Origin of the sequence: Elstera cyanobacteriorum (assembly GCF_002251735.1) — a bacterium.
Lineage (GTDB): Bacteria > Pseudomonadota > Alphaproteobacteria > Elsterales > Elsteraceae > Elstera > Elstera cyanobacteriorum.
Window position 1 is genome coordinate 221,505 of sequence record NZ_NOXS01000032.1, and the last position, 26,198, is coordinate 247,702.

At 62.4% G+C, this 26,198-nt stretch carries 30 protein-coding genes and 3 tRNA genes; 15 read left to right on the plus strand and 18 right to left on the minus strand.

Going from position 1 to position 26,198, the window contains the following annotated elements:
• Positions 1-12: 12 nt before the first annotated feature.
• From erpA to CHR90_RS10160, 5 genes are all read left to right on the plus strand, one after another.
• A complete protein-coding gene (gene erpA, locus CHR90_RS10140; RefSeq protein ID WP_094408885.1) occupies positions 13-351 on the plus strand; it encodes an iron-sulfur cluster insertion protein ErpA in 339 nt (112 codons plus the stop codon).
• Between the two features lie 8 nt (positions 352-359).
• A complete protein-coding gene (gene xth, locus CHR90_RS10145; RefSeq protein WP_094408886.1) occupies positions 360-1,142 on the plus strand; it encodes an exodeoxyribonuclease III in 783 nt (260 codons plus the stop codon).
• A gap of 104 nt (positions 1,143-1,246) precedes the next feature.
• Complete coding sequence (locus tag CHR90_RS10150; RefSeq protein ID WP_229671454.1) at positions 1,247-2,263, plus strand: ABC transporter substrate-binding protein; 1,017 nt, start codon at positions 1,247-1,249, stop codon at positions 2,261-2,263.
• A gap of 5 nt (positions 2,264-2,268) precedes the next feature.
• A complete protein-coding gene (locus CHR90_RS10155) occupies positions 2,269-3,285 on the plus strand; it encodes a FecCD family ABC transporter permease (RefSeq protein ID WP_094408887.1) in 1,017 nt (338 codons plus the stop codon).
• Entirely contained in the window at positions 3,282-4,043 is a 762-nt protein-coding gene (locus CHR90_RS10160) for an ABC transporter ATP-binding protein (protein WP_094408888.1), read from the plus strand. The genes CHR90_RS10155 and CHR90_RS10160 overlap by 4 nt, the downstream gene beginning before the upstream one ends.
• Positions 4,044-4,054: 11 nt before the next feature.
• Here the strand turns inward: CHR90_RS10160 and CHR90_RS10165 are convergent, their stop codons facing one another.
• The 7 genes from CHR90_RS10165 to CHR90_RS10195 all read right to left on the minus strand — a co-directional run bounded on the left by CHR90_RS10165 (position 4,055) and on the right by CHR90_RS10195 (position 12,208).
• Complete coding sequence (locus CHR90_RS10165; protein WP_094408889.1) at positions 4,055-4,792, minus strand: alpha/beta fold hydrolase; 738 nt, start codon at positions 4,790-4,792, stop codon at positions 4,055-4,057.
• A gap of 1 nt (position 4,793) precedes the next feature.
• On the minus strand, positions 4,794-6,281 hold the full coding sequence (locus tag CHR90_RS10170) for a M81 family metallopeptidase (RefSeq protein ID WP_094408890.1): 1,488 nt from the start codon (positions 6,279-6,281) through the stop codon (positions 4,794-4,796).
• A 5-nt stretch (positions 6,282-6,286) separates the two neighbouring features.
• Positions 6,287-8,929, minus strand: a complete 2,643-nt coding sequence (locus CHR90_RS10175; RefSeq protein ID WP_094408891.1) for a valine--tRNA ligase — start codon at positions 8,927-8,929, stop codon at positions 6,287-6,289.
• Between the two features lie 93 nt (positions 8,930-9,022).
• A complete protein-coding gene (locus CHR90_RS10180; RefSeq protein WP_094408892.1) occupies positions 9,023-9,646 on the minus strand; it encodes a DUF2497 domain-containing protein in 624 nt (207 codons plus the stop codon).
• 87 nt (positions 9,647-9,733) lie between these two features.
• Entirely contained in the window at positions 9,734-11,116 is a 1,383-nt protein-coding gene (locus CHR90_RS10185) for a TolC family outer membrane protein (protein ID WP_094408893.1), read from the minus strand.
• A 79-nt stretch (positions 11,117-11,195) separates the two neighbouring features.
• Positions 11,196-11,525: a rhodanese-like domain-containing protein gene (locus CHR90_RS10190; protein ID WP_094408894.1), complete on the minus strand. Its 330-nt coding sequence runs from the start codon at positions 11,523-11,525 to the stop codon at positions 11,196-11,198.
• Complete coding sequence (locus CHR90_RS10195; RefSeq protein ID WP_094408895.1) at positions 11,525-12,208, minus strand: protein-L-isoaspartate O-methyltransferase family protein; 684 nt, start codon at positions 12,206-12,208, stop codon at positions 11,525-11,527. Before CHR90_RS10195 ends, CHR90_RS10190 begins: the two co-directional genes overlap by 1 nt.
• A 203-nt stretch (positions 12,209-12,411) precedes the next feature.
• Here CHR90_RS10195 and CHR90_RS10200 point away from each other — a divergent pair.
• The 3 genes from CHR90_RS10200 (at position 12,412) to CHR90_RS10210 (ending at position 12,781) form a co-directional block, all read left to right on the plus strand.
• Positions 12,412-12,485 (plus strand) — tRNA-Cys (locus CHR90_RS10200).
• A gap of 113 nt (positions 12,486-12,598) precedes the next feature.
• Positions 12,599-12,673, plus strand: a tRNA-Asn gene (locus tag CHR90_RS10205).
• 33 nt (positions 12,674-12,706) lie between these two features.
• Positions 12,707-12,781, plus strand: a tRNA-Asn gene (locus CHR90_RS10210).
• Between the two features lie 28 nt (positions 12,782-12,809).
• Here the strand turns inward: CHR90_RS10210 and CHR90_RS10215 are convergent.
• Both CHR90_RS10215 and CHR90_RS10220 read right to left on the minus strand, forming a co-directional pair.
• Positions 12,810-13,607 carry an SDR family oxidoreductase gene (locus CHR90_RS10215; protein ID WP_094408896.1) on the minus strand — a complete coding sequence of 266 codons (798 nt, stop codon included), beginning with the start codon at positions 13,605-13,607 and terminating at the stop codon, positions 12,810-12,812.
• Entirely contained in the window at positions 13,604-13,936 is a 333-nt protein-coding gene (locus CHR90_RS10220) for a nuclear transport factor 2 family protein (protein WP_094408897.1), read from the minus strand. The genes CHR90_RS10215 and CHR90_RS10220 overlap by 4 nt, the downstream gene beginning before the upstream one ends.
• 174 nt (positions 13,937-14,110) lie before the next feature.
• Here CHR90_RS10220 and CHR90_RS10225 point away from each other — a divergent pair, with 174 nt between their 5' ends.
• The 3 genes from CHR90_RS10225 (at position 14,111) to CHR90_RS10235 (ending at position 15,532) form a co-directional block, all read left to right on the plus strand.
• Complete coding sequence (locus CHR90_RS10225; RefSeq protein WP_273410963.1) at positions 14,111-14,383, plus strand: winged helix-turn-helix transcriptional regulator; 273 nt, start codon at positions 14,111-14,113, stop codon at positions 14,381-14,383.
• Between the two features lie 126 nt (positions 14,384-14,509).
• Positions 14,510-15,121: a PadR family transcriptional regulator gene (locus CHR90_RS10230; protein WP_229671453.1), complete on the plus strand. Its 612-nt coding sequence runs from the start codon at positions 14,510-14,512 to the stop codon at positions 15,119-15,121.
• A gap of 81 nt (positions 15,122-15,202) precedes the next feature.
• Positions 15,203-15,532: a DUF2218 domain-containing protein gene (locus CHR90_RS10235; RefSeq protein WP_094408899.1), complete on the plus strand. Its 330-nt coding sequence runs from the start codon at positions 15,203-15,205 to the stop codon at positions 15,530-15,532.
• On the opposite strand, the gene CHR90_RS10240 is transcribed toward CHR90_RS10235, so the two are convergent.
• The 3 genes from CHR90_RS10240 to CHR90_RS10250 are packed head-to-tail and all read right to left on the minus strand — an operon-like array spanning position 15,529 to position 17,992.
• A complete protein-coding gene (locus CHR90_RS10240) occupies positions 15,529-16,137 on the minus strand; it encodes a MarC family protein (protein WP_094408900.1) in 609 nt (202 codons plus the stop codon). The genes CHR90_RS10235 and CHR90_RS10240 overlap by 4 nt on opposite strands.
• Positions 16,134-17,459, minus strand: a complete 1,326-nt coding sequence (locus tag CHR90_RS10245) for a CYTH and CHAD domain-containing protein (protein WP_094408901.1) — start codon at positions 17,457-17,459, stop codon at positions 16,134-16,136. Before CHR90_RS10245 ends, CHR90_RS10240 begins: the two co-directional genes overlap by 4 nt.
• Positions 17,456-17,992: a SixA phosphatase family protein gene (locus tag CHR90_RS10250; RefSeq protein ID WP_094408902.1), complete on the minus strand. Its 537-nt coding sequence runs from the start codon at positions 17,990-17,992 to the stop codon at positions 17,456-17,458. The genes CHR90_RS10245 and CHR90_RS10250 overlap by 4 nt, the downstream gene beginning before the upstream one ends.
• Before the next feature lie 71 nt (positions 17,993-18,063).
• On the opposite strand from CHR90_RS10250, the gene CHR90_RS10255 reads away from it, so the two are divergent.
• Genes CHR90_RS10255 through CHR90_RS10265 form a run of 3 tightly spaced genes read left to right on the plus strand, consistent with a single transcriptional unit; the run spans position 18,064 to position 20,179 of the window.
• Positions 18,064-18,723 carry an NUDIX domain-containing protein gene (locus tag CHR90_RS10255; protein WP_094408903.1) on the plus strand — a complete coding sequence of 220 codons (660 nt, stop codon included), beginning with the start codon at positions 18,064-18,066 and terminating at the stop codon, positions 18,721-18,723.
• 23 nt (positions 18,724-18,746) lie between these two features.
• The gene (gene sseA / locus CHR90_RS10260) at positions 18,747-19,604 is read left to right on the plus strand and encodes a 3-mercaptopyruvate sulfurtransferase (protein WP_094408904.1); all 858 of its coding nucleotides are present in this window, start codon (positions 18,747-18,749) and stop codon (positions 19,602-19,604) included.
• Positions 19,601-20,179: a GNAT family N-acetyltransferase gene (locus CHR90_RS10265; protein WP_170941370.1), complete on the plus strand. Its 579-nt coding sequence runs from the start codon at positions 19,601-19,603 to the stop codon at positions 20,177-20,179. The genes sseA and CHR90_RS10265 overlap by 4 nt, the downstream gene beginning before the upstream one ends.
• 7 nt (positions 20,180-20,186) lie before the next feature.
• On the opposite strand, the gene CHR90_RS10270 is transcribed toward CHR90_RS10265, so the two are convergent.
• The gene (locus CHR90_RS10270) at positions 20,187-20,606 is read right to left on the minus strand and encodes a VOC family protein (protein WP_094408906.1); all 420 of its coding nucleotides are present in this window, start codon (positions 20,604-20,606) and stop codon (positions 20,187-20,189) included.
• 117 nt (positions 20,607-20,723) lie between these two features.
• Here CHR90_RS10270 and gcvA point away from each other — a divergent pair, with 117 nt between their 5' ends.
• Positions 20,724-21,641, plus strand: a complete 918-nt coding sequence (gcvA, locus tag CHR90_RS10275) for a transcriptional regulator GcvA (protein ID WP_094408907.1) — start codon at positions 20,724-20,726, stop codon at positions 21,639-21,641.
• On the opposite strand, the gene mltG is transcribed toward gcvA, so the two are convergent.
• From mltG to fabD, 5 genes are all read right to left on the minus strand, one after another.
• The gene (gene mltG / locus CHR90_RS10280) at positions 21,638-22,618 is read right to left on the minus strand and encodes an endolytic transglycosylase MltG (protein WP_094408908.1); all 981 of its coding nucleotides are present in this window, start codon (positions 22,616-22,618) and stop codon (positions 21,638-21,640) included. The genes gcvA and mltG overlap by 4 nt on opposite strands.
• 6 nt (positions 22,619-22,624) lie before the next feature.
• Positions 22,625-23,890 (minus strand): beta-ketoacyl-ACP synthase II, encoded by a 1,266-nt coding sequence (gene fabF / locus CHR90_RS10285; RefSeq protein WP_094409255.1) that lies wholly within the window; start codon positions 23,888-23,890, stop codon positions 22,625-22,627.
• 189 nt (positions 23,891-24,079) lie between these two features.
• A complete protein-coding gene (locus CHR90_RS10290; protein ID WP_094408909.1) occupies positions 24,080-24,316 on the minus strand; it encodes an acyl carrier protein in 237 nt (78 codons plus the stop codon).
• 180 nt (positions 24,317-24,496) lie between these two features.
• Positions 24,497-25,237, minus strand: coding sequence for a 3-oxoacyl-[acyl-carrier-protein] reductase (fabG, locus tag CHR90_RS10295; RefSeq protein WP_094408910.1), 741 nt, complete (start codon positions 25,235-25,237; stop codon positions 24,497-24,499).
• Positions 25,238-25,249: 12 nt separating this feature from the next.
• Positions 25,250-26,194 carry an ACP S-malonyltransferase gene (gene fabD, locus CHR90_RS10300; protein ID WP_094408911.1) on the minus strand — a complete coding sequence of 315 codons (945 nt, stop codon included), beginning with the start codon at positions 26,192-26,194 and terminating at the stop codon, positions 25,250-25,252.
• Positions 26,195-26,198 lie beyond the last annotated feature (4 nt).

The following is a 26,198-nucleotide window of genomic DNA, read 5'->3' on the forward strand; positions in this document are numbered from 1 at the left end:
AGGAGATCTGTTATGGCCGAAACCGCCCCCGTCGCCCTATCGGACAGCGCCGCGAAACGGATTGCCACCATTTTGCAACGCGAGGCGCCCGGCGCGCGCCTGCGCATCGCTATTTCCGGCGGCGGCTGTTCCGGCTTTCAATATGGGTTTACCTTCGATACGGCGATGAATGCCGACGATATTCTGCTGGCGAAAGACGGCGCCGAAGTGGTGATCGACGAAACCTCGCTGGGCCTGATGGGCGGCGCGGTGATCGATTTCGTCGAGGATCTCGCCGGGGCTGCTTTCCAGATCAAAAATCCGCAGGCGGCGGCAAGCTGCGGGTGCGGGAATTCGTTTTCGCCGGTATAGTCCCCGGCATGAAAATCGCAACCTGGAACGTCAATTCCCTTAAAGTCCGTCTGCCGCATCTGCTACGCTATCTGGAGGCCGACACCGCCCCGGACGTTCTGCTGCTGCAAGAGCTGAAGTGCCAGACAGAGGATGTGCCGCGCGCCGAGATTGAGGCGCTGGGCTATCACGTCGAAGCCGTCGGGCAGAAAACCTATAACGGTGTCGCCATCGTCTCGAAAACGCCGATTTCGGTCGTTCTGCGCCGTTTGCCCGGCGACGAGGCGGCGGACGAGCAGGCGCGTTATCTGGAAGCCGATATTGCGGACCTGCGGGTAGCGGCGCTCTATCTGCCGAACGGCAATCCGGTCGAGACGGAAAAATACCCCTATAAGCTGCGCTGGATGGAACGGCTGGCCGACCGCGCGGCGGCGCTGCTGGCTGAAGACCGGCCCTTCCTGCTCGGCGGTGATTATAACATCTGCCCGACCGATGCCGATGTTTACGATCCTGTCGGCTGGCGCGACGATGCCCTGGTGCGCCCGGAAAGCCGCGCCGCCTTTCGCCGCTTGCTGCACCTGGGGTTGACGGAGGCGTTCCACGCGCTGCACCCGCACGCCACCCGCGCTTTCAGTTTCTGGGACTATCAGGCCGGGGCTTGGCAGCGCGACAATGGTTTGCGCATCGACCATCTGCTGCTCTCCCCAGCCCTCGCCGACCGGTTGGAGGCCTGCGAGATCGACAAGGAACCGCGCGGCTGGGAACGCGCCTCCGACCATACCCCCGTCTGGTGCCGCTTGCGGGCGGCTTAGGCCGCTGCAAAGGTCTACTGCGAAATAGGCGTAAAACGCGCCTTGCCCTCTGTTACCGTCACGCTTATTGATAATGACTATCAATTGCTATGGTATGTGAGGTCATGATGAGGATCGTTCGGTCGCTGCTGGGGGTGGCGAGTTTGCTCGCGGTGGTCAGCGCAGCGCCAGCCCTTGCAGGGACGCAGTATCCGCTGACGGTGGAAAACTGCGGCGCCAGCGTGACCTTTCAAAAGGCCCCGACGCGCGCCATCGGCCTCGGCCAGAACAGCGCCGAAATCCTGCTGCTGCTGGGGCTTGAGAGCAAAATGGTCGGAACCGCCTTCTGGCCCAGCAAGGTCTTGCCCAATCTTGCGGCGGCGAATGCCAAAGTGAAGCTGCTGACCGTGGAGTTTCCGACCTTCGAAGCCATGCTGGCCGAAAACCCGGATTTCGTCGCTGCGGCTCTGCCGACCCTGATCGGCACCAGCAGTAAAATCGCTAAACGCGAGGATTTCGAGAAACTCGGCGTCGGCACCTATCTGTCGCCGAGCACCTGCATCGCGCAGGCAACGAAGGATCTCTACGGCAGCCGCGCCCAACTGTGGAGCATGGATCTGCTCTATAAGGAAATCGACGATCTTGCGCGGATTTTCGACGTTAGCGACCGCGGCCAAGCGCTGATCGCCGATTTCAAAGCGCGGGAAGCGGCGCTGAAGACGGCGGTTTCAGCCTCCGGCAAAAAACTGTCTTATGTCTTCTGGTTCTCTAGCCCATCGCCGTCGGCGGATGCCTATTTGGGCGGCAAGAATGGCGCTTCGGGCTATATCGCCGATCTGCTCGGCGGCACCAATGCCATCACCACCGAAGCCGAATGGCCGACCCTGGGGTGGGAAGGCATTATCGCCGCCAACCCCGATGTGATCGTCGTCGCCAGCCTCGACCGCAACCGCTGGGAACTCGATAAGCCTGAGGCGAAAATCAAATTCCTGACCAGCGATCCCGCCGTCAGCCAAATGGCAGCGGTGAAGAATAAGGCCATTGTCGTCATGGATGGCCAGGCGATGAACCCAACCGTCCGCACGGTCTATGGCGCCGAAGAGGTGGCCAAACAGTTGAAATCGCTCGGTCTGCTGAAGTGACACCAATGGGGTTTGGGCGGGCGGCGGCCTTAACCGTCGCCGCCCTTGCGACGATTGCCTTAGCGGTCGCCATCAGCGTTGGGGTCGGCGATCTCCCGATCCCGATCTCGACCACGGTTGCGGCGGTGACCAATCGGCTCGGCTGGACCGATGTTGCGCTGAACCGCATTCACGCGACCGTCATTTGGGATTACCGCCTCAGCCGTGCCTTGGTCGCCGCCTTATGCGGCGCCGGGCTGGCGCTCTGCGGGGCGGTGATGCAGGCGCTGCTGCGCAATCCGCTGGCCGAACCCTATGTGCTGGGGATTTCCGCCGGGGCTTCCACCGGGGCGGTGGCGATTGTCATTCTCGGGCTCGGCGCTGGGGCGGTCTCGCTGTCGGCCGGGGCGTTCGTTGGCGCTTTTGCGGCCTTCCTTTTTGTCGCCCTATTGTCGAACGGAACGCGCGCCGGGGCGGATCGCACAATCCTGGCGGGGGTTGCCGCCTCGCAATTGTTCAACGCCGCAACCTCCTATGTCGTTACCACCACGGGTAATGCCCAGCAGGCCCGCGACGTGATGTTCTGGCTGCTCGGCAGTTTCGGCGGGGTCCGTTGGCCGGAATTCACCCTGGTTGCCCTGATCGTCGGCGGCGGGCTTATCGCCTGCCTGCTCTATGCCCGCTGTCTCGACGCCTTCGCCTTTGGCGACGAGGTGGCTGCCGCCCTGGGGGTGAATGTGGCACGGGCGCGGATCGCCCTGTTTGCCCTGACCGCGCTGATGACGGCAACGATTGTCAGCATGGTCGGATCGATTGGCTTTGTCGGCCTCGTCGTCCCGCACGCCGCCCGCTTTCTGGTCGGGCCGCTGCATGTTCGCCTGCTCCCAGCCTGCGCGGCACTTGGTGCGATTTTTATGGTTTTGGCCGATATTGCGGCGCGCGTGCTGATCCCCCAGCAAGTTCTGCCGATCGGCGTGGTCACCGCCCTGGTCGGCGTGCCGTTTTTCTCGGTCATCCTCTACCGGCTGCAGCGGGCATCATGAGCATTACGGCGGAAAACCTATCGTGGGCTATCGGCGCCAAGCCGATTCTAAGGGGCGTGTCGCTGACCGTTCCGCCGGGGCAAACCCTCGGGTTGCTGGGGCCAAACGGATCGGGCAAAACCTCGCTGCTGCGCCTGCTGGCGGGCTTGAAACGACCGAATGCCGGGCGGGTGCTGCTGGAGGGGGCGGATATCACCACCCTGACCCGCCGCACCCTCGCCCGCCGCGTTGCCTTTGTCGAACAGCATGCGGCGACAACGGCAGACTTGCGCGTCGTCGATGTCGTGAAGCTCGGGCGCTTTCCCCATCGCTCGATCTTTGCGGGGTGGACGGCGGCCGATGAAACCGCCGTCCAGCAAGCGATGGCGCGCGCGGGCATCGCCGCAAAAAGCACCGCGCGCTGGCAAACCCTCTCGGGCGGGGAAAGGCAACGCACTCATATCGCCCGCGCCTTAGCGCAAAACCCGTCCGAGCTTCTGCTCGACGAGCCGACCAATCATCTCGATATCCAGCATCAGATCGGCCTGTTGCGGCTGATCACTAGCCTATCGCTGACCAGCGTGATCGCCCTCCACGATCTCAACCATGCCGCCATGTTCTGTGACCGGCTGATCGTGATGCAGGCCGGGCAGATTATTGCCGCCGGTGACCCGGCGAGCGTGCTAACGGAAGCGCTGCTGAAGGATATTTTCGCGGTGGAGGCCCGGGTCGAAACCTCCCCCCACCACGGCAAACCGCATATTCATTATTTGCGCTAAAGGGGGCCCGCTTAAGCCGCCTGCCAAAAAAGCTTTAAGGCCTGGGCGAAGGCTTCCGGTTGTTCAGCCATCATTAGATGGCCCGTCTCCGGAATAATCGTAACCGCCTTGGCACCGGCTTCGGCCCAATCCGGTACGTCCCACCCGGCGCGGGACCTCGCCCCCGCGACGAGATGCACGGGCTTCTCCACCAAAATCTTCCGCCAAAGGTCAAGATAATTGGGCTGTTCCGTCGCCGCAACGACGGCTTGGGCTTGGCGCTGTACCGTCTCGGCGGTCTGATGGGCCAGCCAACTTTCCGCCAATGCCAGGGTGGTTTCGGTCAGAGGAACCCCTGCACCAACGATCCAAGCACCCGGGTCGGCACGATAGCCTTCAATGATCGGCTCGACCTCCGCTAACGGCATTCGAGCGATTTTACCTGACCAAAAAGCATCTTTCAGCGTGAAGTTTCCTTCAACGCTGGTCAGAGTTTCCACTAGAGCCGGGAAGCGTGCCGTGAGCAGGGCGGCAACTGCCCCGCCAACCGAATGGCCAACAAGATGGACTTTCGTAATCCCGGCGGACCGTATAGCCGCCGCAACATGATCGGCTTGCTCGCTAAGGCTCCAGGCCGCCAGCGGTGCAACGGTGGGACCATAACCAATCAGGTCCGGTGCCAAGACAGAATATTCGACCAACCCAGCCGTTAAGCGGACATCTCGCAGATGACCGAACAAACCATGCACAAAAACAACGGGAAACGCCATTTTACCCCTCATGCGGTGTCGGCCTTAGCCGGACACCGTCGCGAATTTCTCTGTAAGGTAGATCGGCGGGATTGGCGGTTACGAGTCCTGGCGCGACAACCACCAGGATTTCGGACGCAATCGGCTGAAAGGCGGCGCGGAAATGCACCGAGCTTTTCAGCACCAGCACCGGGCAATCCTGGGGGGTAATGCCAAGATGGGTGAAAATCGCCTGGGTGGACGGTTGCTGGCGGGCCGACCCCAGCGCGATGCGCGTGCCCTCAACCTCGATCAACGCCATCGGGCCGAGGTTGAGCGTGCCGCCCTCCCACATCGGTCCGGTCCCCGGAAACGTGCCGGAGCCAAGGGCCAGAACTTTCCCGGTAACCGGCACGGGCTGATCGCCCGGCGTGCCCCGCCCACCGAGATCGACCGAGATGACCGCGCCCACACCTGCCGCCGTCGCAGTCAGCACCGCCGCCGGATCGTAAAACAGGCCGACGGTGACGCCCGGCAGCTTGCGCGCCAGAATCTCGCGCAGCAGACCCGTGGTATCGCCCGAGCCGCCGCCACCAGGATTATCCTGCGTATCGGCCAGGATGATCGGGCCAGATTGCCCGCCCTGCTGCACCTGCCGCGCCGTGTGATCGAGCGCGTCGGCGATGGTCCATAGGCCCGCCTCGGCATAGGCGCCCTCGGCGTCGAGTAAGGCTTGGAACAGCCGATCCGCCGCCGCGTCGGCGTCGGCCTGCGTTTTGGCGTAAGCGAGGATCGTCGGGCCGGTTTCCGGCGAATCGGAGAGCGGGAAGCCGGGGCAATAGGATAAATCCGCCCCGGTTTCGGCCTCGATCTGTTCTAGCAATCGGAACAGCCCTGCAGTGGGTTCGGCAAAACTACATTGCGCCGTGATCGGGATCAGATAGGGCGACGCCCGCAGCGCTTTACCGCCCCAGCCGCGCGTTTCCAATAACCGGGCTGCCGTGCGGGCACCGGTTTCCAGCATATCGACGTGGGGATAGGTACGGAACGCGGTCAGGAAATCCGACTGTTCCACCATCAAGCGGGTCACATTGGCATGTAGATCGAGGCACCCAACCAGCAGCGCCGCAGGCCCAATCACCGCCCGGATGCGGCGCAGGAGTTCGCCCTCGCCGTCCGGAAAGCTCTCGGTCACCATCGCGCCGTGCAGATCGAGGAACACGGCATCGACCGGGCCTTGCGCGATCAGATCGTTGATCATCTGCGCCGAAATTCGCTCGAAAGCGTCGGCCGTGACCGGGCCGGACGGTTCTGTGACCGTCCACAGCAGCGGGATGAGCGCCGCCCGGCGCTTCAGCGCTTCGCGGATGAAGCCCGCAATCGGCACCATCTCGCTGCCCACGGTGTCGAACAGCGCATCGCCACGGGTCAGCGCGGGCCAGCCGGTCGCCGTCAGGAAATCCTGATAGGTGGCCCGGCTGGGGGCAAAGCTATTGGTCTCGTGTTGGAAACCGCCGATAGCAATGCGCATGGCGATTACAGCGCTGCCAACCGGGCGAGCGCAGTATCGAGCCGGGCGATCAGTGCTTGAGCGTCTGCCAACCGTTCCCGGTTTTCTTCGATGACGGCGGGATCGGCCTTGGCGATGAAATCGGCATTGCCGAGTTTCTTCTCGATCTTCCCAGCCTCCTGCTCCGCCTTGCCTTTTTCCTTGGTCAAGCGGGCGCGTTCGGCGGCGGGGTCGATGGCCCCCGCCAGATCAAGCGCGAGGGTGGCCTGACCTTCGACAACCTGCACCGAGGTCGCGGTCGCCGTCCCGTTGCCAAGACCGGCGACGCGGGCGAGTCGCTGGATCACCGGCTTATGGGTTTCCGCCCAGCGCGCAGTTTCGCCCGACAAATCGGTGAAGAGGGCCGCAAGCTCGGTCCCCGGTGGCACGTTCATTTCCGCCCGCAGACCCCGGATTTGCGAAATGAGACCGATCACCCAGGTCATTTCCGCTGCGGCAGCCGGATCGATTAAGCTTTGCGGCAGGTCGGGCCAGCGAGCGACCAGCAGCTTTTCGCCGCTGCCGCCGGACAGATGCTCCCACAGCGCTTCGGTCAGGAAGGGCATAAAGGGATGCAGCAGGCGGGCGATCTGTTCCAGTGCCCACGCCGTCGTTGCCTTAGTTTCGGCGATCAACGCCGCGTCCTCGCCGGTCAAAATCGGCTTGGTAAACTCGACGTACCAGTCGCAGAAGCTGCCCCAAGCGGTGGAATAGAGCAGGTTCGCGGCATCGTTGAAGCGATAAGCGGCAATCGCCTCGTCCAGCTTCGCGCGCAGCCCGGCAAGCTCACCGATGATCCAGCGGTTAACCGTGCCCTTCGCTGCCGCCGGATCGAAATCCGCCACGCGGGCGCAGCCGTTCATCTCGGCAAAGCGCGTGGCGTTCCACAGCTTCGTCGCGAAATTGCGATAACCTTCAACGCGCTGCGTGGACATCTTCACGTCGCGCCCCGGCGCCGCCATCGCCGCCAGGGTGAAGCGCAGGGCATCGCAGCCGTATTTGTCGATCAGGTCGAGCGGGTCGATGACATTGCCCTTCGACTTCGACATTTTCTGGCCCTTTTCGTCGCGGACCAGCGCGTGAATATAGACCGTGCGGAAGGGCACATCGCCCATAAAGTGCATGCCCATCATCATCATGCGGGCAACCCAAAAGAAGATGATGTCAAACCCCGTCACCAGCACGTCGCCGGGGTAATAGCGCGCTAAATCGGCCGTCTTCTCCGGCCAACCGAGGGTGGAAAACGGGAAAAGCGCCGAGCTGAACCAGGTATCCAGCACGTCGGTATCGCGGGTTAAGGCCGTTGCGGTCCCGTAATGAGCATCGGCTTCGGCTTGGGCTTCCGCTTCGGTTTCCGCAACGAAAATCTTACCGTCCGGGCCGTACCAAGCCGGAATCTGATGCCCCCACCAGAGTTGGCGCGAGATACACCAGGGCTGGATGTTCCGCATCCATTGGTAATAGGTATTCGTCCATTGCTCCGGCACGAATTTGGTGCGGCCAGTTTCAACGGCTTCTAGGGCGGGTTTCGCCAGGGTCACGGCGTCGCAATACCATTGGTCGGTCAGCCAGGGTTCGATGACCACACCCGAGCGGTCACCGTGCGGCACCATATGAGTGTGCGGTTCCACTTTGACCAAAACACCCAACTCTTCAAACTCTTGCACCAGTTTCTTACGGGCTTCGAACCGGTCCATGCCGCGATAGGCTTCCGGCGCGTTATCATTCAGCCGCGCATCGCGGTCGAAGATATTGATTAAGGCCAGCGCATGGCGCCGACCAACCTCGAAATCATTGAAATCATGGGCCGGGGTCAGCTTGACCGCGCCGGTGCCCTTTTCCGGATCGGAATACTCATCGGCCACGATCGGAATGCGGCGCCCGACCAGCGGCAGGACGACATACTTGCCGATAAAATCCTTATAGCGCTCATCCTCGGGATGCACCGCCACACCGGTATCGCCGAACATGGTTTCCGGGCGCGTCGTCGCGACCGTGATAAATTGATCCGTCCCCTCAATCGGATACTGAAGGTGCCAGAGATTGCCCTTCACTTCCTTGGGTTCGACTTCAAGGTCCGAGATGGCCGTATGCAGCTTCGGGTCCCAGTTCACCAGGCGCTTATCGCGGTAGATCAGCCCGTCGCGGTAAAGATCAACGAAGACCTTGCGGACGGCGGCCGACATGCCCTCGTCCATCGTAAACCGTTCGCGCGCCCAGTCGGCGGACGCCCCAAGACGGCGCAGTTGATGGACGATGGTGCCGCCCGATTCTTCCTTCCAGTCCCAGACCTTCGCGATGAAAGCGTCACGCCCCATCTCTACCCGGCGCTTGCCCTCGGCTTCCAGCTTCCGTTCGACCACCATCTGCGTCGCAATCCCGGCGTGATCGGTGCCCGGTTGCCACAGCGCATCAAAGCCGCGCGCCCGGTGGTAGCGGATCAGAATATCCTGCAAGGTGAAGGTCAGCGCGTGGCCCATATGCAGGCTGCCGGTTACGTTCGGCGGCGGCATCATGATGGTATAGGGCGTCTGGTTCCCGTTCCCCGTTGCCGCAAACCCGCCGCTTTGCTCCCACATCGGATAGAAACGGCTTTCGAGATCGGCGGGCGTATAGGTTTTTTCGAGCATCGGGGAACCTTCGTGTATCGGGATCAAGACGGCAAAACGGCCGCAGAGCTTACGCCCGCGCGGCCGTTGCACCTTAAAGATAAGCGGTAAGACTTAGCGGCGGCGACCGGTCGCGGCGAGGCGTTGGATTTCCTCGCGGACCATCGTTTCCACCATCGGCGGCAGGTTGCGGTCCAGCCATTCGCGCAAGACCGGCTTCAGGGCCTCGCGCACCAGTTCATCGAGCGTCGGATTGCCGCCACCCGACGCGCGCATGACGGCGGCGGCCGGCGATTCATCCTCGTCCATGTCCTGCAATTTTGCGAAGGCGCGGCTGGCGGCGCTCGCCGTATCGGGGGACATCAGCGCATCGTCATCAAAGCTCATGCTCGCTGCCTTTTTGCCGCTATCGAACATCGGGGCCACGGCCACCGGGGCATCATCATCCTTGGCCGAGGGTGTTGGAACATCGTCGAAGTCCATCGAGAAGGTCGGCTTCGGGGTTTCAGCAGCTTCCATACCGAGACTCCGCGCGACTTCCAGATCGTCTTCGTCCTCATCCATGTCAGCGCGCTGCGTCAGGGTGAACACATCGGCGGACATCGTTCCAGCAGCCGGAGCCTCGGCGTCATCCGCCGCAGCATCCTGACCACTCTCCCCATCTTCCGATATGATACGGCGGATGGAGGCGAGGATTTCCTCCATCGACGGTTCTTGATGGGGTTTCGGGTCGCTCATCGCTTCCTCATGCCAAGCAAACACTTATGGCAGTGACTTTAGTCAAAGCTTTGACCGTTTGCCAATCGGAAGAATCGAATTTTGCGTTTATTCCTGGCCGATATCGGTACCAAGCCACTTCCCGTCGACCGCGCGGAAGTTTTCTTCCGCGTCATACAGCGGGACTGCCAAGCCTAATTGACGCGCCGTCAGACGCCCGGTGGACAGCAGCAGCGTATAGGCCGCCACCTGCTCGTCACGCTGCGAGCGGACCATGCTGACGCGGGCGTTCAGCAGTTCTTGTTCGGCGTTCAATACATCGAGCGTCGTGCGCGACCCGACCACTGCTTCCTGACGCACGCCTTCAAGGGCGATTTCATTGGCGCGAATCTGCGCGGCCAGCGATTCGATACGCGCCCGGGCCGACATCATCTGTTCGAAGGCCTGGGTGGCCTGTTCGACCGCCGAGCGGCGCTGCACGTCGATATCGGTCTTGCGCTGCCCTGCCGTCTGTTTGGCGGCACGAACGCGGGAATAGGTGCTGCCGCCTTCGTAAAGTGGCGCCTGCACTTGCAGAGTTAGGCTGGCCGATGCGGTCCGATCAACGCCGATCTGCTGATTGTGGCGACGGCTGATATCCCCAACCAGGCTGACGGTCGGCAGCAGTTCGCCGCGTACTTCGTCCACCGTCAGCTTGGCCGCGCCTTCGTCATATTGCGCCGCAGTAATCGCCGGATTGCTGGACTGCGCCAGTTCCCGAGCTTCGGCCAAGGTCGTCGGCAGCAGTTGCTGCGGCACGGTCGGCGGCGTCAGATTGGTCGGCTCTAGCCCGGTCGAGCGTGCAAAGCTGGCCTTGGAGGAGCGAAGCTGGCCTTCTGCCGCCTGCTTATCGGCAATCACGCTGGCCAGACGGGCTTCGGCTTGGCTCACGTCGGTACGCGTGACTTCGCCAACGCGGAAGCGGTCTTGCGCCGCTTGAAGCTGCTGCCGAAGCACCAACTCGTTGTTAGAATTCAGCTCAACCACCGCCTGATCGCGGATAACATTCAGGTAGAAGGTCGCCGTATCGAGAAAAATCTGCTGCTCGGCACCGATCAGGCGCTGGCGCTCGGCCTGGATTTCATTCTTCGCCCGTTCGGTCCCCGCTTCGGTACGGCCGCCGCGATAGAGCGGCTGCGACACCGACAAGCCGTAGCTCTTGGGCGTTAGGGTTTCCTTATTGGTGCGGGTCGAAACCTGTTCGGTCCGCAAGCGCCCCACGGCGGCATTGGTCGACACCTGGGGGCGCCAGCCCGCCTGCGCCTGCGGCAGGCGTTCGTCGGTCGCACGCAACCGGGCGCGGGCCGACAGAAGCTGCGGATTGGTCTGATAAGACTGGATAAACGCCTGATCCAGCGTTTGCGCCATAGCGGGGGCGGCCCCCATCGTTCCAGCCAATAAAGCGGCGGACAGGCTAGCAAACAGAAAACCGCGACGCGCAGAGAACAGCATTTTCGACCTCTCCGATCCGAACCCCGCCCTCTCTTAGGCAGGGTTTCAGGCGACCATAAACCGTAATAGCGGTTACAGATTAGTAGCGCGGAAGGCTCGGGTCAATCTCAATGGCCCACCGATCAATCCCGCCCGCAACATTAACCGCGTTATCGTACCCTAATTCCCGCAGAAAACGGGTCGCCTGTAAAGAGCGACCACCGTGATGGCAGAGAAGCGCCACCACTCCTACGCGCGGCACGGCATCAACCTGCGTTGGCAAGGTGCCGAGTGGAATAAGGCGAGAGGATGGCAGCGCCACCAAATTAGCCTCCCACGCCTCGCGCACGTCGATCACGGTCACTTCGTCCCCGGCGTCCAGCCAAGCCGCCAGGGTTGCGACGTCGATCTGGAGGGGAAGCGCGGTCATCAGAAGACGAACTGCGGCTTTGGGGCAAACTCGGGCAGCAGCGGGGTTGCGGAGTCGAACAGGATGCGCGGCGCAACAACGCCCCCCTGCTTCACGTAGAGCACGGCCTTGCCCATCGGCTGTACCCCGCCCCCAGCGACTTCCGACTTTTCGACCGCAACCAAACGGCCCCCCTCGGCCAACAGATCAAGCAACGCCGCCGGAACCTGCGGCACGGCGCCCGATACGAGAATGACATCGAAACCGCCCGATGCCAGCCCTTCGGTCTGCGAGAGCACCCCATCCAGCGGCGCTTCGACAAAAGTCACCGGCACGTTCGCCGAGGCCAGGGCCCGGCGCGCGAGATCCAGCAGACTGGCGCGGCTATCGACCGCCGTGACCGATCCCGCGAGATGGGTCAGCAAGGCCGCGCCATAGCCGGTGCCCGTGGCAAAATCGAGTGCCCGATCCGTTTTCTTCACATCGGCGGACTGCAGCAGCCGCCCGATGATCATCGGCTCCAGCAGATAGCGGCCCGGCGCGACGGTCAGATCTTCGTCGATATAGGCGACCGGGCGCAGCGCTTCCGGCACGAAAGCTTCGCGCGGCACGGTGCCCAGGGCAGCGATCACAGACGGGTCGATCACCTTATTGGTGCGCACTTGGCATTCGATCATGTTTGCGCGAGCGGCTGCGTAATCCATCGGCCTCAAATCCAATCTCGAACCGCCAAACGGGGCGGCATCCCGATAGCGTTATAGGCCCGCCCCCTCGCTTGTGCAACGCAAAGCCGCGTGAATAAAGAGGGTTCCTGTCACCTCTTCCAGCCGAAACCCCCTTGACCAGAAAGAACCTTCGGGCTACACCGCGCATCCGCATCGGTTCGACCGGACGGGCGCACCCAGAGGGCCGGGTGGCAGAGTGGTCATGCAGGGGACTGCAAATCCCCGTACAGCGGTTCGATTCCGCTCTCGGCCTCCAAATGCGCCAGTTCAGACGAGCCGGACAAGACCGGAAGGGCACCGATGAAAATCGGCCTTGGCAGACCGAAAAGGGTTTGCTACACACCCCGGACTTGACGCAATGGCGCCTTATCCCAGGTAGCTCAGCGGTAGAGCAGGCGGCTGTTAACCGCCTGGCCGGGGGTTCGAATCCCTCCCTGGGAGCCATCGCATGAATGCGTCGCGTATGCACTGGGTTGATCCCAGGTAGCTCAGCGGTAGAGCAGGCGGCTGTTAACCGCCTGGCCGGGGGTTCGAATCCCTCCCTGGGAGCCAGTGCACACCCCCAAAAAATCAAGTGATGCTATATCGTCGCGATGGTTCCGCCGTCGATGATATATTCTGTGCCGTGGAGTGATGCCGCACGATCACTGACGAGGAACCCGACAAGTTCGGCTACCTCCTCGGGCCAGGCGGGACGGCCAATCGGAATTCCGCCCAAAGCATCCAGAATAGTCTGCCGCGCGGCCTCAGGCCGAATATCGCGGCGCGCCGCAATCTCCTGCACCATCGCATCCGCCGCGCTCGTATAGATCCAGCCGGGCGCGACAGAGAGAACGCGAACACCCTGCGGCCCCATTTCCTTTGACAATGCTTTCGAGTAGGTCGTCAGGGCTGCCTTTGCCGCTGCGTAAGCCGTTGTTGCATCGGGAAGGGGCAAGCGGCGCTGGATGCTGGAGATGTGGAGAACAACCCCACGGCGGCGTGCAGCCATTGTCGGCACCAGTGCCCGGTCAAGCCGAACGGCGGGAAGAAGATTGAGGCCAAAGGCTTCCTGCCAATGCGCGTCTGTAAGGACGGAAAAACCGCCCCCCGGTGCGCTCGATCCCCCAAGATTATGAACCAGAATATCGACCGAGCCCCCCTGCTGTGAAAGCCGTGTGACGAGGGTTTCCACACCCGCCGCCGTCGAAAGGTCCGCCAGAATGACCTCGGTGGCCATCGCCTCGGTTGGCATCGTGCGCGCAGAAACGATCACCGAAGCCCCAGCCGCCGCCAGCTTCCGCGCAATCGCCGCCCCCGCCCCTTTTGTACCGCCGGTCACCAAGGCGCATTTCCCTAACAGCTCGCGCGGATCGGACGAGAACTGCGGCCTCATCATTGTCCAATCTCCAGCCGGTCGATCAACCCATCCACCAACCCGAACCGGAACGTCAAATCAATCGGGCTTCCAGGGAAATTGCCGCTCACTAAGGCGGTTAACAACACGCTACCATCGACCGACAGCAGGCCCTTCGGGGTTATCGTGGCGCTGTAGCGGTCTAGCGCCATCTGCTTCCAAACCTGAATAGCGGTACGGCCCCGTATGTCCTGCCCGTCGTCCTTGACGCATGCCGTCGCGGTAAACTGCAGGGCTGCGATCTCGGCGTTGCCTGCATTATTAGCCGAAAGATACGCGGCGACAGCCGGGGGAAGCGTTATACTGGTCATTGCACAGTTTTCCTTTATTTAAGACAGTCAAAAATCGGCAATCTTCTAAGAAGAATGTGGAGACAGGAGCGTCCTATGACAAGAACGCACAAAAAAGTTGGGGACTTACCTCAAAGTAAGCGCCCTGAATACACGCATCATAGCGCCGCCACGGGTGTAGAAGCTGCCTTACGGGTGCTCGACGGCCGCTGGAAACTGCTTATTCTCTTCAATCTGTTCGGTGGGAAGACCTTGCGGTTTTCAGAGCTAGAGCGCGCCATCCCCGGCATATCGCAAAAAATGCTGACGCAGCACCTGCGCCAGCTGGAAGCCGATGCCATCCTAACCCGCCACGTTCATCCCGAAGTGCCGCCGCGCGTTGAGTATCAGTTGACCGACTGGGGCCAAGCGCTCTGTCCGGCGCTCGACGAAATTCTGCGGTGGATCGAAGCCAAGCCCGCAGACTAAGCGGCGGCGCCTCCTCGCCCCTCCCTCCAAGCCACCTCGCGCCGTTCTGGCAATGCGCAGACCATCTTGACAAAAGATATCTAAGATATATCTTGATAGCACTAAGACACTCACTGGAGACATGAGATGCATTTTTTTGAACGGATGCGCGACCATTTCGAGCGCGGGCACCATTTTGGTCCCGGCGGCTTCGGGCGGCATGGCTTTGGCCGGGGCGGGCGCGGCGGCTTCTGGGATTGGGGCGGGGACGAGGGCGATCATGGCCGCGGTGGCCGGCGCCGGGTTCTCGACGCCGCCGAATTACGCACGGTGCTGTTGAAGCTGATCGCCGATCAACCCCGGCATGGCTACGACCTAATCCGCGCGATTGAAGAATTGACCGGCGGGAGCTACGCCCCCAGCCCCGGCGTCGTTTACCCCGCCCTGGCCCTTCTGCAAGACCAAGGCTTTATTGTCGAAAATAGCAGTGAGGGCACGCGCAAGGCCTTTGCCGCCACGGAAGAGGGCATGACCCATTTGGCCGAAAATGCCGAAACGGTCACCGCCCTTTTCGCCCGCCTAACTGACATGGCGGCCCCGCAGGACCGCGCCGACGGTATTCCCATCCGCCGGGCCATGCATAATCTGCGCGCTGTGCTAAAGCACCGGCTATTCCGCGAGGAAACCGACCCGGAAACCTTACACGCCATCGTCGATATTCTCGATGACGCGGCCCGCAAAATCGAACGGCTACCGTGAGGGCCTCGCGGTTAACCCGTCTTCGGAAGCGGCTTGGCTTTACCGCCCCGCTTCCGCCCTCCCATCAGGATCAAGAGAATAATGACCCAATACCACAGCACGGCCCGGTTGGAGACGACCAACGGCAGCCGTTACCTCCAGCAACTATGCAAACATTGGAGCCATAATCTGACCGTTAGCTTTACGCCAACGGAAGGGTCCGTGATCTTCCCCCGGAACGCGCGCGGTGCCGATTGGCCGGGGGATGCAACGCTGCGCCTCGCCGCCAACGAAACGGGCCTTGAGTGTCATCTCGACGCCAGTTCCGCCGATCAACTGGCCGCCTTGAAAGGCGCGGTTGAACGGCACCTTGATCGGTTCGCCTTCCGGGAAGCGCCGCTGCGCTTTGACTGGGCCGGCCAGCCGTCTTAACCGAAGGTCAGCTTCAGCCCGTCCAAGATTGACTGGGCCGATAGGGCGGCCAACAGCAGCCCCATCACGCGGCTGACGACCAGAATCCCCGTTCGCCCCAAGGCCCGGCGCAACAGCGTGCCGAATAGCATCACGATCAGGGTAAGGCCGAGCACGGCGGCGATCACGGTCGCCACGCGAAGCTCATCAAGCCACCCGGCGTTGCCGCTGCCCATCAACATCACCGCCAGGATCGACCCCGGCCCGGCAATCCCCGGCATCGCGACCGGGAAGACCGCCACCTCACTAACGATAACCGCCCGTTCCTCGTTCGGCACATCTTCATGCCCATCGAAGATCATCTTCAGCGCGACGAGAAACAGGATGACGCCGCCCGCAATGCGAAAGGCGGGGAAGCCGATGCCAAGCTGGGTCAACAACGCCTGGCCGATCACGAGAAATAGGATCAAGACCCCGCAAGAAATCGCCACCGACAGCCGCGCCACCCGGCGGCTGTCGGCGCTATTCATCCCGGCAATCGCCGCCAAATAGATCGGCAGCACGCCGATCGGATCAATCACCACAAAGAGGGTGATGAAATCCGCTATCCAGGCAGAGAGAGTCATGTCGACGCCTCCCAAAACAGTGGCAGGTCCGCGACCTCCGCCCAGAGTTTGCCGATGCGGTTGCGATGCCGCAGGGTTCGCCCGTCCGACCAAGCGATCAACAAACCTGCGGCGAAGGCCCCGTCCTTCTCAAGGGTCGGCATCATGCCATGAATAAGGCCCCGGGCGGTAACGCCGTCGTTTAGCGTCCCAAGGGCATCTTGCAGAGCGCCCAGATGATTTTCCCAGGCTAAAACTTGCTTCTCATCGAAAATAGTCTTCGTAAAATCAATTAAATATCGAAGTTTCTTAACCTTAATTCTCAGATCATGGAGGCCGGGGACATCGATCCGATCCAGCCGGTTCCCCTGGCGGGATACCCGGCGCCACCGGTCGGCGAGCAGGGTGCGCGCAACCTCTGTCGCCGCCGGGCCGGAAGGGAGCATCGCCGCCGCTTCGTCCCGCCAGCGTAAAACATCGAGCAAAAACGCGGTGGTTTCCCAATTGGTGATCGTGCCGCCCAATAGCCCCGCCTCATGCATCCGGCGGGCGGTGGCGACGGCGGCCAAGTTCGCCCAACCCGGCTCGAGCGGAAAATCCCGCTCCGCCCGCACCAGGGTTTCGGCGCGGAAAACATCCAGATCGCGGACGCCCCCCAACCGCCGAGCCAGATCGCCCGCCCGCCGCCGCAAATCTTCCGCCCGCTCCGGCGCACCGACCCCAGCGCCGAATAACGGCAGTGCCGCCCGAAGGCGCCGTAGCGCAACGCGGGCCTGATGGATCGCCACCGTCTCCTGCTGCCACGCAACAGCCGGCAGATGCAGCAGCAACGCCTCAATCACCGTATCGAGGATCGCCGCCAAGACCCGCCCAGCCGTCATGTCGGGGGTTAGACGCAGTTTTTCAGGCTTGGGAAGAGGGTCTCCCCCTAAACGGCGATACCCTTCCGCCACCGGATCGAAATCCGGCAGCGGGATCGGGTCGGCCCGTCGCGCCTCGCCGTGCAAGGCCTCGACATCCCAACGCGCTTCAATGGCCCCGACCGGGACGCGGAGACGCACCGCCGCGTCCGTTCGCCCATCAGGAAACTGCCAGAACACATGCTCCAGCAGCAGCGGCCCATCGTGCCAGCGCGTTCGGGTCAGGTCGAACAGCGGCATCAGCCCTGCCGCCACCGTCTGCCGGGGCGAGAGCAGCAGCGGCGCCCCCCGATGCTGCTGGTCGGGCGTATCGACGACGCACCAGGTTTCCGGTGCCCCGACCTTGCGGAACCGCCGCCAGGCCGGACGCTTCAAAATCTCGTCCAGCGCTGCCGCCTTCAACCCAAGCCAGAGCGTGCTCATGCCCCCGTCTCCTCACCCTCGTCCCGGGGATAGCGCAAATGGGTCAAGCGGTTGTGATGCCACACGACTTGCTGCCAACTCTCCACAGGGCACTCGAAGACGGCCAGGGCCGCCGTGGGAAACTTCAGCGATAGTTTATCGCGCAACGCAAGATCGGTCGCCTCGCTGACGAGGCCGAGGGCGAATTCGTGCAGCCCGTCGTTATGGCCGATAACCAGCAAGGTTTCCGCGGCCTCGCCTTCCTGTTTTACAACGGCCAACAGCCGGTCGGGATCGGCGAGGTAGAGGTCTTTGAAGTAGCGCGCGCCGGGCACCCCCGCCCCAAGCCCTTCGGTCAAGAGATCCCAAGTTTCGCGGGTGCGGGTTGCGGTGGAACAGAGAACCCGGTCCGGCACAAGGCTAAGAGCGCGAAACACGTCGCCAAGCTGCCGGGCGGCGCGCTGGCCGCGGAGGTTCAGCGGGCGCGCATGATCCGATTGGCTAAGATCATCCCAGGATGATTTCGCATGCCGCAGAAGGACCAATCGGCGCATTGCCCGTTCTCCTTACGATACCGCTGCCGGACGGGGTTCCGGCACGCACTTTGATTGGGTAGGGTTCTAGCATGAAGAGAGACATTCGCCAGCCCATGCCGCACCCGGACGTGATCGTCGAAAAGCGCGATGCAGTCTTCCAAGGCTATTTCCAGGTCGATCGCTGGCAGTTGCGCCATCGCATCGACGGCCACGCCTGGTCGCCGCCGCTGGTGCGCGAAGTTTTCGAACGCGGCCATGCGGTTGCCGTTCTGCCTTATGATCCGGTGAAAGAGAAAATCGTGGTGATCGAACAGTTCCGCATGGGATCGCTGGCCGCCGGGCGGGATCCATGGATGCTGGAAATCGTTGCCGGGATTATCGAACCCGATGAAATCGCCGATCCCGTGGCCGTCGCCGCCCGCGAATGCTGGGAGGAGATCGGCACCGAGGTTAGGGATCTCTTCGAAGTTCTCACCTACCTGCCCTCGCCCGGCGCCGTGTCGGAAACCGTGACGCTTTATTGTGGCCGAGTGGATAGCGACCTCTTGCCACAGGCCGCCGGAAATACCGACGAGGGGGAATATATCCGCATCCTTACCTTATCGTTCGAGGAGGTTGACGCGGCGCTTGCCGCCGGGCGGTTCGAAAATTCCCTGATGCTGATCGCCGCACAATGGTTGCTGCTGAACCGGAAAAAGGTTCAAGATCATTGGCGGGTGCCGGAGAGCGCCCCGGACAAGCAAGCCTAAGGACTGGCAGGAGGACCGGGCACATGACAACGCGATCGGCTTTCGTATCGACCGGCTGGCTGGCGGAGCATCTTTCCGATCCGACGCTGCGGATTTTGGATGCCACCTATTTCCTGCCAGGCGTGCCGCGCAATGCCGAGGCGGAGTTTTTGGAACGCCATATTCCCGGCGCCCAGTTCTTCGATATCGACGGGCACAAGGATTTCGAAAGCGACCTGCCCCATATGCTGCCCGACCCCGATAGTTTTGCCGAAGCGATGACCGATATGGGCATCGGCAATGACTGCACAGTCGTTTGCTACGACAGCCACGGTTTGATGAGCGCGGCCCGCCCCTGGTGGATGTTCCGCACCTTCGGGCACGATAAGGTCTTCGTGCTCGATGGCGGGTTGAAGAAATGGCTGGCGGAAGGCCGCCCGACCGAGAGCGGGCCGGTCACCCCGCCCACGGGCCGGTTTCACGCCCGTTTTCGCCCGGAACTGGTCAGCGACCGCGATGCCGTCTTGACCGCCCTCGACATGCCCGCCGTGCAGATCATCGACGCCCGAAGCGCCGGGCGCTTCGCCGCGACCGAACCCGAACCGCGCGCCGGTCTAGCCGGGGGCCATATGCCCGGGGCGCGCAATGTTCCGTCGGGGACGCTGGTCAATCCCGACACCGGCGAGATTCTCTCGAAAACCGACCTTACCGCGCGTTTTATCGCCGCCGGGGTGGATTTGAAACGCCCGATCATCACCTCCTGCGGGTCGGGCGTCACCGCTTGCCTGCTGGCCATTGGCCTGTACGAACTTGGGCGGGCCGATGTTTCGGTTTACGATGGGTCATGGTCGGAATGGGGCAGCTATCCGGGCCTGCCGATTGCCACGGGGGATGCGGCGTGAACCTTGCCTCGGTCGGCGATCCGGGGGAGATCGACGTCAAGATCACCCATCTCGAAATGCTCGCACCCCCGGCAGGCACGGCACTGCCGCAACCGGTTCTGCCGCTGCCTTTGGTGCTAATGGCGGCGCGCAAGCCCAATTTGCGCTTTTATCGGTTTCTCTACGGCAGCGTTGGTGACCCCTGGCTGTGGTACGAACGCCGCAAGATGCCCGATGATCAGCTCGCGGCGATCCTGACCGATCCGGCCGTTGAAGTGACCGTCGCCTATATCGGCGGGGTTCCCGCTGGCTATTTCGAGCTCGACTCCCGCAAGAGTGGGGAGGTGGAGCTTGCCTATTTCGGGCTGGTGCCGGAGTTTATTGGCCTAAAACTCGGCCCTTATCTGTTGGATTGTGCCGTGCGCAAAGCCTGGGCAAAGGGGCCGAAACGGGTCTGGGTGCATACGTGCAGCCTTGATCATCCCAAGGCTCTCAGCCTGTATCAGAGAGCCGGGTTCGTTCCCTTCGCTGAAGAATCGCACCGTATTCCCAATCCCGCCGCGCTGATCGCCGCCGGGCGCCAGCGCGGGGACTGAAGGCCGCCTATTTCGCGAAAAGCTGGCCCATATCGCGGAAAGATTTGAATTCCAGCGCGTTGCCTGCGGGATCAAGGAAGAACATGGTGGCCTGTTCGCCAACCTGCCCCTTAAAGCGGATGTAAGGTTCGATCACGAACTTAATGCCCGCCGCTTTCAGCTTGTCAGCAAAGGTTTGAAACGTCTCCCACTCAAGCACGACGCCGAAATGCGGCACGGGTACATCGTGACCATCGACCGGGTTATGGTGCTTATCCGCCCTTTCCGGCGCGAGATGGGCGACGATCTGATGCCCGAACAGATCAAAATCAATCCATTGATCGCTCGACCGCCCTTCTGGGCACCCCAGGACCGTACCATAGAACTGCCGAGCAGCCGCCAGATCATCGACCGGGAAAGCGATATGGAAGGGGGTAACTTTTGTCATGAAGCCTCTCCTAAAACGGGGCGCGGTGCCGCCTACCCTGCTTGTTTCCCGTGATTCCAATGGGTGTGCAAACGAGTTTTTGGTGGTCTATCCTTCTAAAAACTCATAGCGTTGACTATGCGTTTGCGCCGCCTGCCCTCCCTCAATGGGCTTCGAACCTTCGAAGTCGCCGCCCGGTTAGGGTCTTTCACTCTGGCGGCCGAAGAGTTGCGCGTCACCCAAAGCGCCGTAAGCCGCATGGTCGCCAGCTTGGAGGCAGACCTCGGCATCCCCTTATTCGAACGGCAAGGGCCGCGTTTGACCGTTACCCCGGCGGGGATCGACTATCAGCATGCTATTGCCGCCGCGCTTAGCGATCTTGAAACCGCCACCGAGCGGCTGCGCTATGGCGAGGAGGGCGGGCCGATTGCTGTTAGCACGCTGCATACCCTCGCCTTCCGCTGGCTGGTGCCGCGCTTACAGCGGTTCGAGGCCGCCCATCCAGGCCTAAGCATCGATATAAGCACCGGCGACCGGCTGGCGAATTTCGCGACGGAGCCGGTGGATATCGGCATCCGCTATGGTTATGGCGATTGGCCGGGCTGCACAGTGCATTTCCTAATGCCGGAAACCGTTAGCCTCTTTTGCGCCCCAAGCCTGCCTACCCGCCGGGGCGGGCTGACGCAGCCCGATGATCTGCGTCATCATCGGCTGCTCTATCATTCGACCCGGCCGCAGGCGTGGCCGGATTTCTTTGCCGCCCTCGGCCTGCCGCCGCCGCTGGTGCCGCCATCGGGCCCGGGGTTCGAGCATTTTTTTATGATCATCGAAGCCGCCGTCGCCGGGATGGGGATTGCCCTTTTGCCGGAGTTTCTGGTGCAGGATGATTTAGTCCAGGGACGCTTGATCCGGGCCTTGCCGGTCAGTGTCCGCAATCCGCGCGCCTATTATCTGGTTCATGCTAAAGGGGCCGAGCGCCGTGCGAAGGTTGCGGCCTTCCGCAATTGGCTGCTGGACGAAGCGGCGCCCTATCGGTCAGAAACCCCAGCGCCTTAGGGCTTTCGGCTCTTCTCGATTTGCCGCCATTTGGCGACATTGCGGTTATGCTCGTCCAAGGTCTTGGCGAAGGCATGCCCGCCGGTGCCATCGGCAACGAAGTAAAGGTCTTCCGTCACCATCGGCTTTGCCGCCGCCATCAGCGCCGCACGACCGGGATTGGTGATCGGCCCCGCCGGAAGCCCAGCGCGGGTATAGGTGTTCCACGGCGTATCGGTATCAAGATCGGCCCGGGTTAGCGTCTTCGTTGCCCCGCCGCCGCCGACCACCCCGTAGAGCACCGTCGGGTCCGACTGAAGCTTCATACCCTTCCGCAGCCGATTGATGAAAACGCCCGAAATCCGTTCCCGCTCCGCCGCGACCCCGGTTTCCTTTTCGATCATTGAGGCGAGAACCAACAATTCTTCCGGGGTGCGCAAGGGAACCGATAGATTGCGACTGTTCCATGCCTCAGAAAGTGCTGCCTGCATCGCCGTTTGCAGGCGTTTGACCATCTCGGCCCGCCGGTCGCCGCGCTGATAATGATAGGTTTCGGGCAGCAGTGTCCCCTCCGGCAAACTATCAGCCATGCCGCCCTCCAGACCATCCGCCGTGCGGATCAGGTCTAGGATTTGGGCAGAGGTCAGCCCCTCGGGCACCGTCAGGCGCCGCACCACCGTTTTACCCGCACGCAACTGTTCAAGAATGGCTGCCAGACTAGCCCCGGCGGGAATCTCATATTCGCCCGAACGCAGGGCACGCGGATCGCGCCGTAATTGGGTTGCCGCCATCAACAACCAGGGTTTTTCGATAAACCCCTGTTCCAACAGCATTTGACCTATGGCGTCTGATCCCAGCCCGCGCGGGATATAGATAACCTTCGCCCCTTGGGTCGGCCCCGGGCGGTCGATCTCGCCCTGCACCCAATTGAAGGCGAAAGCCAAAAGGGCGCCCGTAAAAACGAGCGCCCCCAGCAGGATCGATAATAGCCTGAGCAAGCTGCTTTACACGCCCGGCCCGAAGACCAGCGACGCATTGGTGCCGCCGAAACCGAAGGAGTTCGAGAGCGCATAGCGCACGTCCCGCTTCTTCGCCTTATGGGGCACCAGGTCGATATCGCAGCCTTCAGACGGGCTATCGAGGTTAAGCGTCGGCGGCACGATCTGATCACGCAGGGCAAGGATCGAGAAAATCGCTTCCACAGCCCCCGCCGCCCCGAGCAGATGGCCGATGGCCGATTTGGTCGAGGACATGGAGAGGTTATAGGCGTGATCGCCGAACAGACGCTTCACGGCGCCGAGTTCGATTTCATCCCCCAGCGGCGTCGAAGTGCCGTGGGCGTTGATATAATCGATCTTATCCGGCGACAGGCCCGCCCATTTGAGGGCCGACTGCATCGCGCGGAAGCCGCCGTTCCCGTCCGGCGCCGGGGCCGTGATGTGATAGGCATCGCCCGACATGCCGAAGCCCAGGACTTCCGCATAAATCTTCGCACCGCGTGCCTTGGCGTGCTCCAGGCTTTCGAGGACGACGACGCCCGACCCTTCGCCCATGACGAAACCGTCGCGGTCCTTGTCCCACGGGCGGGATGCTTTGGTCGGTTCGTCATTGAAGCTGGTGGACATCGCACGCGAGGCGGCGAAACCGGCAAAGCCGATGCGCGACATCGCCGCTTCCGTACCGCCGGCGACCATCACCTCGGCATCGCCCAACGCGATCAGCCGAGCCGCATCGCCGATGGCGTGCGCGCCGGTCGAGCAGGCCGTCACAACGGCGTGGTTCGGCCCCTTGAAGCCCCACCGCATCGAGATATGCCCCGAGGCGAGGTTGATCAAATTGGCCGGAATATAGAAGGGGCTGAGGCGGGTTGCACCGCGCTCGTTCACCAGCAGCGCGCCTTCGGTAATCCCGATCAGACCACCGATGCCGGAGCCGACCATGACGCCGGTGGCTTCACGGTCCGCATCGGTTTCAGGCTTCCAGCCCGAATCTTCAATGGCTTCCTGCGCTGCCGCCATCGCGTAGATGATAAAGTCGCTCATGCGGCGCCGGTCTTTAACCGGCACCACGGCGTCGATATCGAAATCGCCAGGGCCGCCGTTGCCGCGCGGAATGATGCCGCCCACTTTGGCGGGAATATCGCTGACGTCGAAATGCTCGTCGACGCGCTTTAGGCCCGACTGACCATCGAGCAGCTTCGACCAGACGTGGCTGACGCCGGTACCGAGCGGGGTCACCATGCCGAGGCCGGTCACCACCACGCGTTTCAGGGAGATTTGCTTTTCAGTGCTCACGTGCGTTCTTCGCCTTTCGCCGTCGAAACTGGGTCGGTTATCGAACCGCCCCCTGGCGCCCCTTGAGGTAAGAGCCGCTTTCGGAGGTCCGAAACCGGCTCTTGTCTAACTCTGGCCGCTCATGCGCCGTGCAGGCTTGAAAGCGTTCCGGAAAACCGGAAGGCCTTAGGCGTTCTGCTTTTCGATGAAGTCGATGGCGTCCTTCACCGTCAGGATCTTTTCGGCGGCATCATCCGGGATTTCGACGCCGAATTCTTCTTCGAACGCCATGACCAGTTCCACCGTGTCCAGGCTGTCCGCGCCGAGATCGTCGATGAAGCTGGCATTGTCGGTGACCTTGGCTTCGTCCACGCCCAGATGCTCGATGACGATCTTCTTAACGCGTTCGGCGACAGTGCTCATTGCGAATTATCCTCAACAGTAACCAATGATCGTTCCGTGTAGCCGGTCTGGGCAGGCCCGACAAGCCCTTCCGTACCGCGCCGCACGTGGGGCGTTTTCGGTCCGAAAGCCGCCCCGTGTAACACACTTCCGCCCCCCACGCCAGTGCTTCCCGGCACCGATAGCGGGCAGAAAAGCGGCTTAAAGCATCGCCATCCCGCCGTTTACGTGCAGGGTTTCGCCGGTGACATACCCGGCTTCCGGCGAGGCGAGATACACGACGGCCGAGGCGATTTCCTCCCCCGTTCCCATCCGCCCGAGCGGAATAGCGCCCAGCAGTTTCTGCTTCTGGTCGTCCGGCAGAACCTCGGTCATCGCGGTTTCGATGAAGCCCGGCGCCACGCAGTTGACGGTAACATTGCGGCTGGCAACTTCCTGGGCCAGCGACTTAGAAAAGCCGACCAAGGCCGCCTTGGAGGCCGCATAATTGGTCTGCCCAGCGTTGCCGGTAGCGCCGACGATGGAAGTAATGGAGATGATGCGCCCGAAGCGCTTCTTCATCATCCCGCGCAGCACGGCGCGCGACAGGCGCATGGCGGCGGTCAGGTTCACGTCGAGCACCGTCTGCCAATCGGCATCCTTGAGACGCAGTAACAGTTGGTCGCGCGTCAGCCCGGCGTTGTTCACCAGAATATCAACCCCGCCCGTCGCCGCTTCGGCGGCTTTGATCAGCGTATCGGCGGCGTCCGGCTGCGATAAGTCGGCGGTCAACACATGGGTACGCTCGCCGCCCAAGCCCGCCGCTACCTCGGCCAGAACAGCTTCGCGGGTACCAGTCAGAATAACGGTTGCCCCTTGCTTGTGCAGGGCCGCCGCGATGGCGCGGCCAATGCCGCCGCTCGCACCTGTGACGAGGGCGGTTTTGCCGGTGAGATCGAACATTGTTCTTCTTTCTTAGAGCGTCTTCAGGAAGGCATCGACGTCCGCCGGGCCGTTCACAGCCACACCGGTCGCATCCTTAGCGATGCGCTTGACAAGGCCGGTGAGCACTTTGCCCGAGCCAAGCTCGACGAACTCGCGGATGCCCATACTATTCGCCATATGTAGAATGCTCTCGCTCCAGCGCACACGGCCCGTCACTTGTTCGACAAGGCTTTGGCGGAGCTTGGCGGGGTCTTGCTCTGGCCGGGCGGTAACATTGATCACCACCGGTAGGCTGGGGGCGAGGAAAGCGACCTCGGCCAGGGCATCGGCCATGGTATCGGCGGCGGGCTGCATCAGACGGCAGTGGAAGGGCGCCGATACCGGCAGCGGCAGGGCGCGCTTCACGCCTTTTGTCGGCGCAAAGGCAACGGCGCGGGCAATCGCGCCCGCCGTTCCCGACAAGACGATCTGCCCGCCGCCATTATCATTGGCGATGTCGCAAACTTCGCCTTCGGCAGCCGCATCGGCGATTTCTTGCGCGACCGACAGTTCAACGCCGAGCAGCGCCGCCATCGCCCCGGTCCCCAGCGGAACGGCCTTCTGCATCGCCTGCCCCCGGCGCTTCAGCAGCCGGGCGGTATCGGCAACGGTCAGGGCGCCAACGGCGGCCAGCGCCGAATATTCGCCCAAGGAATGCCCGGCGACGGCGACGCCAAGGTCGGCCAAGCGTTTGCCGGTTTCGGCTTCGAGCACGCGGGCGACCGCCAGCGAGGTCGCCATCAGCGCGGGCTGAGCGTTCTCGGTCAGCGTCAGCTCCCCTTCTGGCCCCTCCCACATCAAGCGGGAAAGGTTCTGCGACAGGGCGGCATCCACCTCGTCGAACACAGCACGGGCGACGGGGAAAGCCTCCGCCAGATCCTTCCCCATGCCAACAACTTGGCTGCCCTGCCCTGGAAACAGAAAGGCTCTGGTCATGATC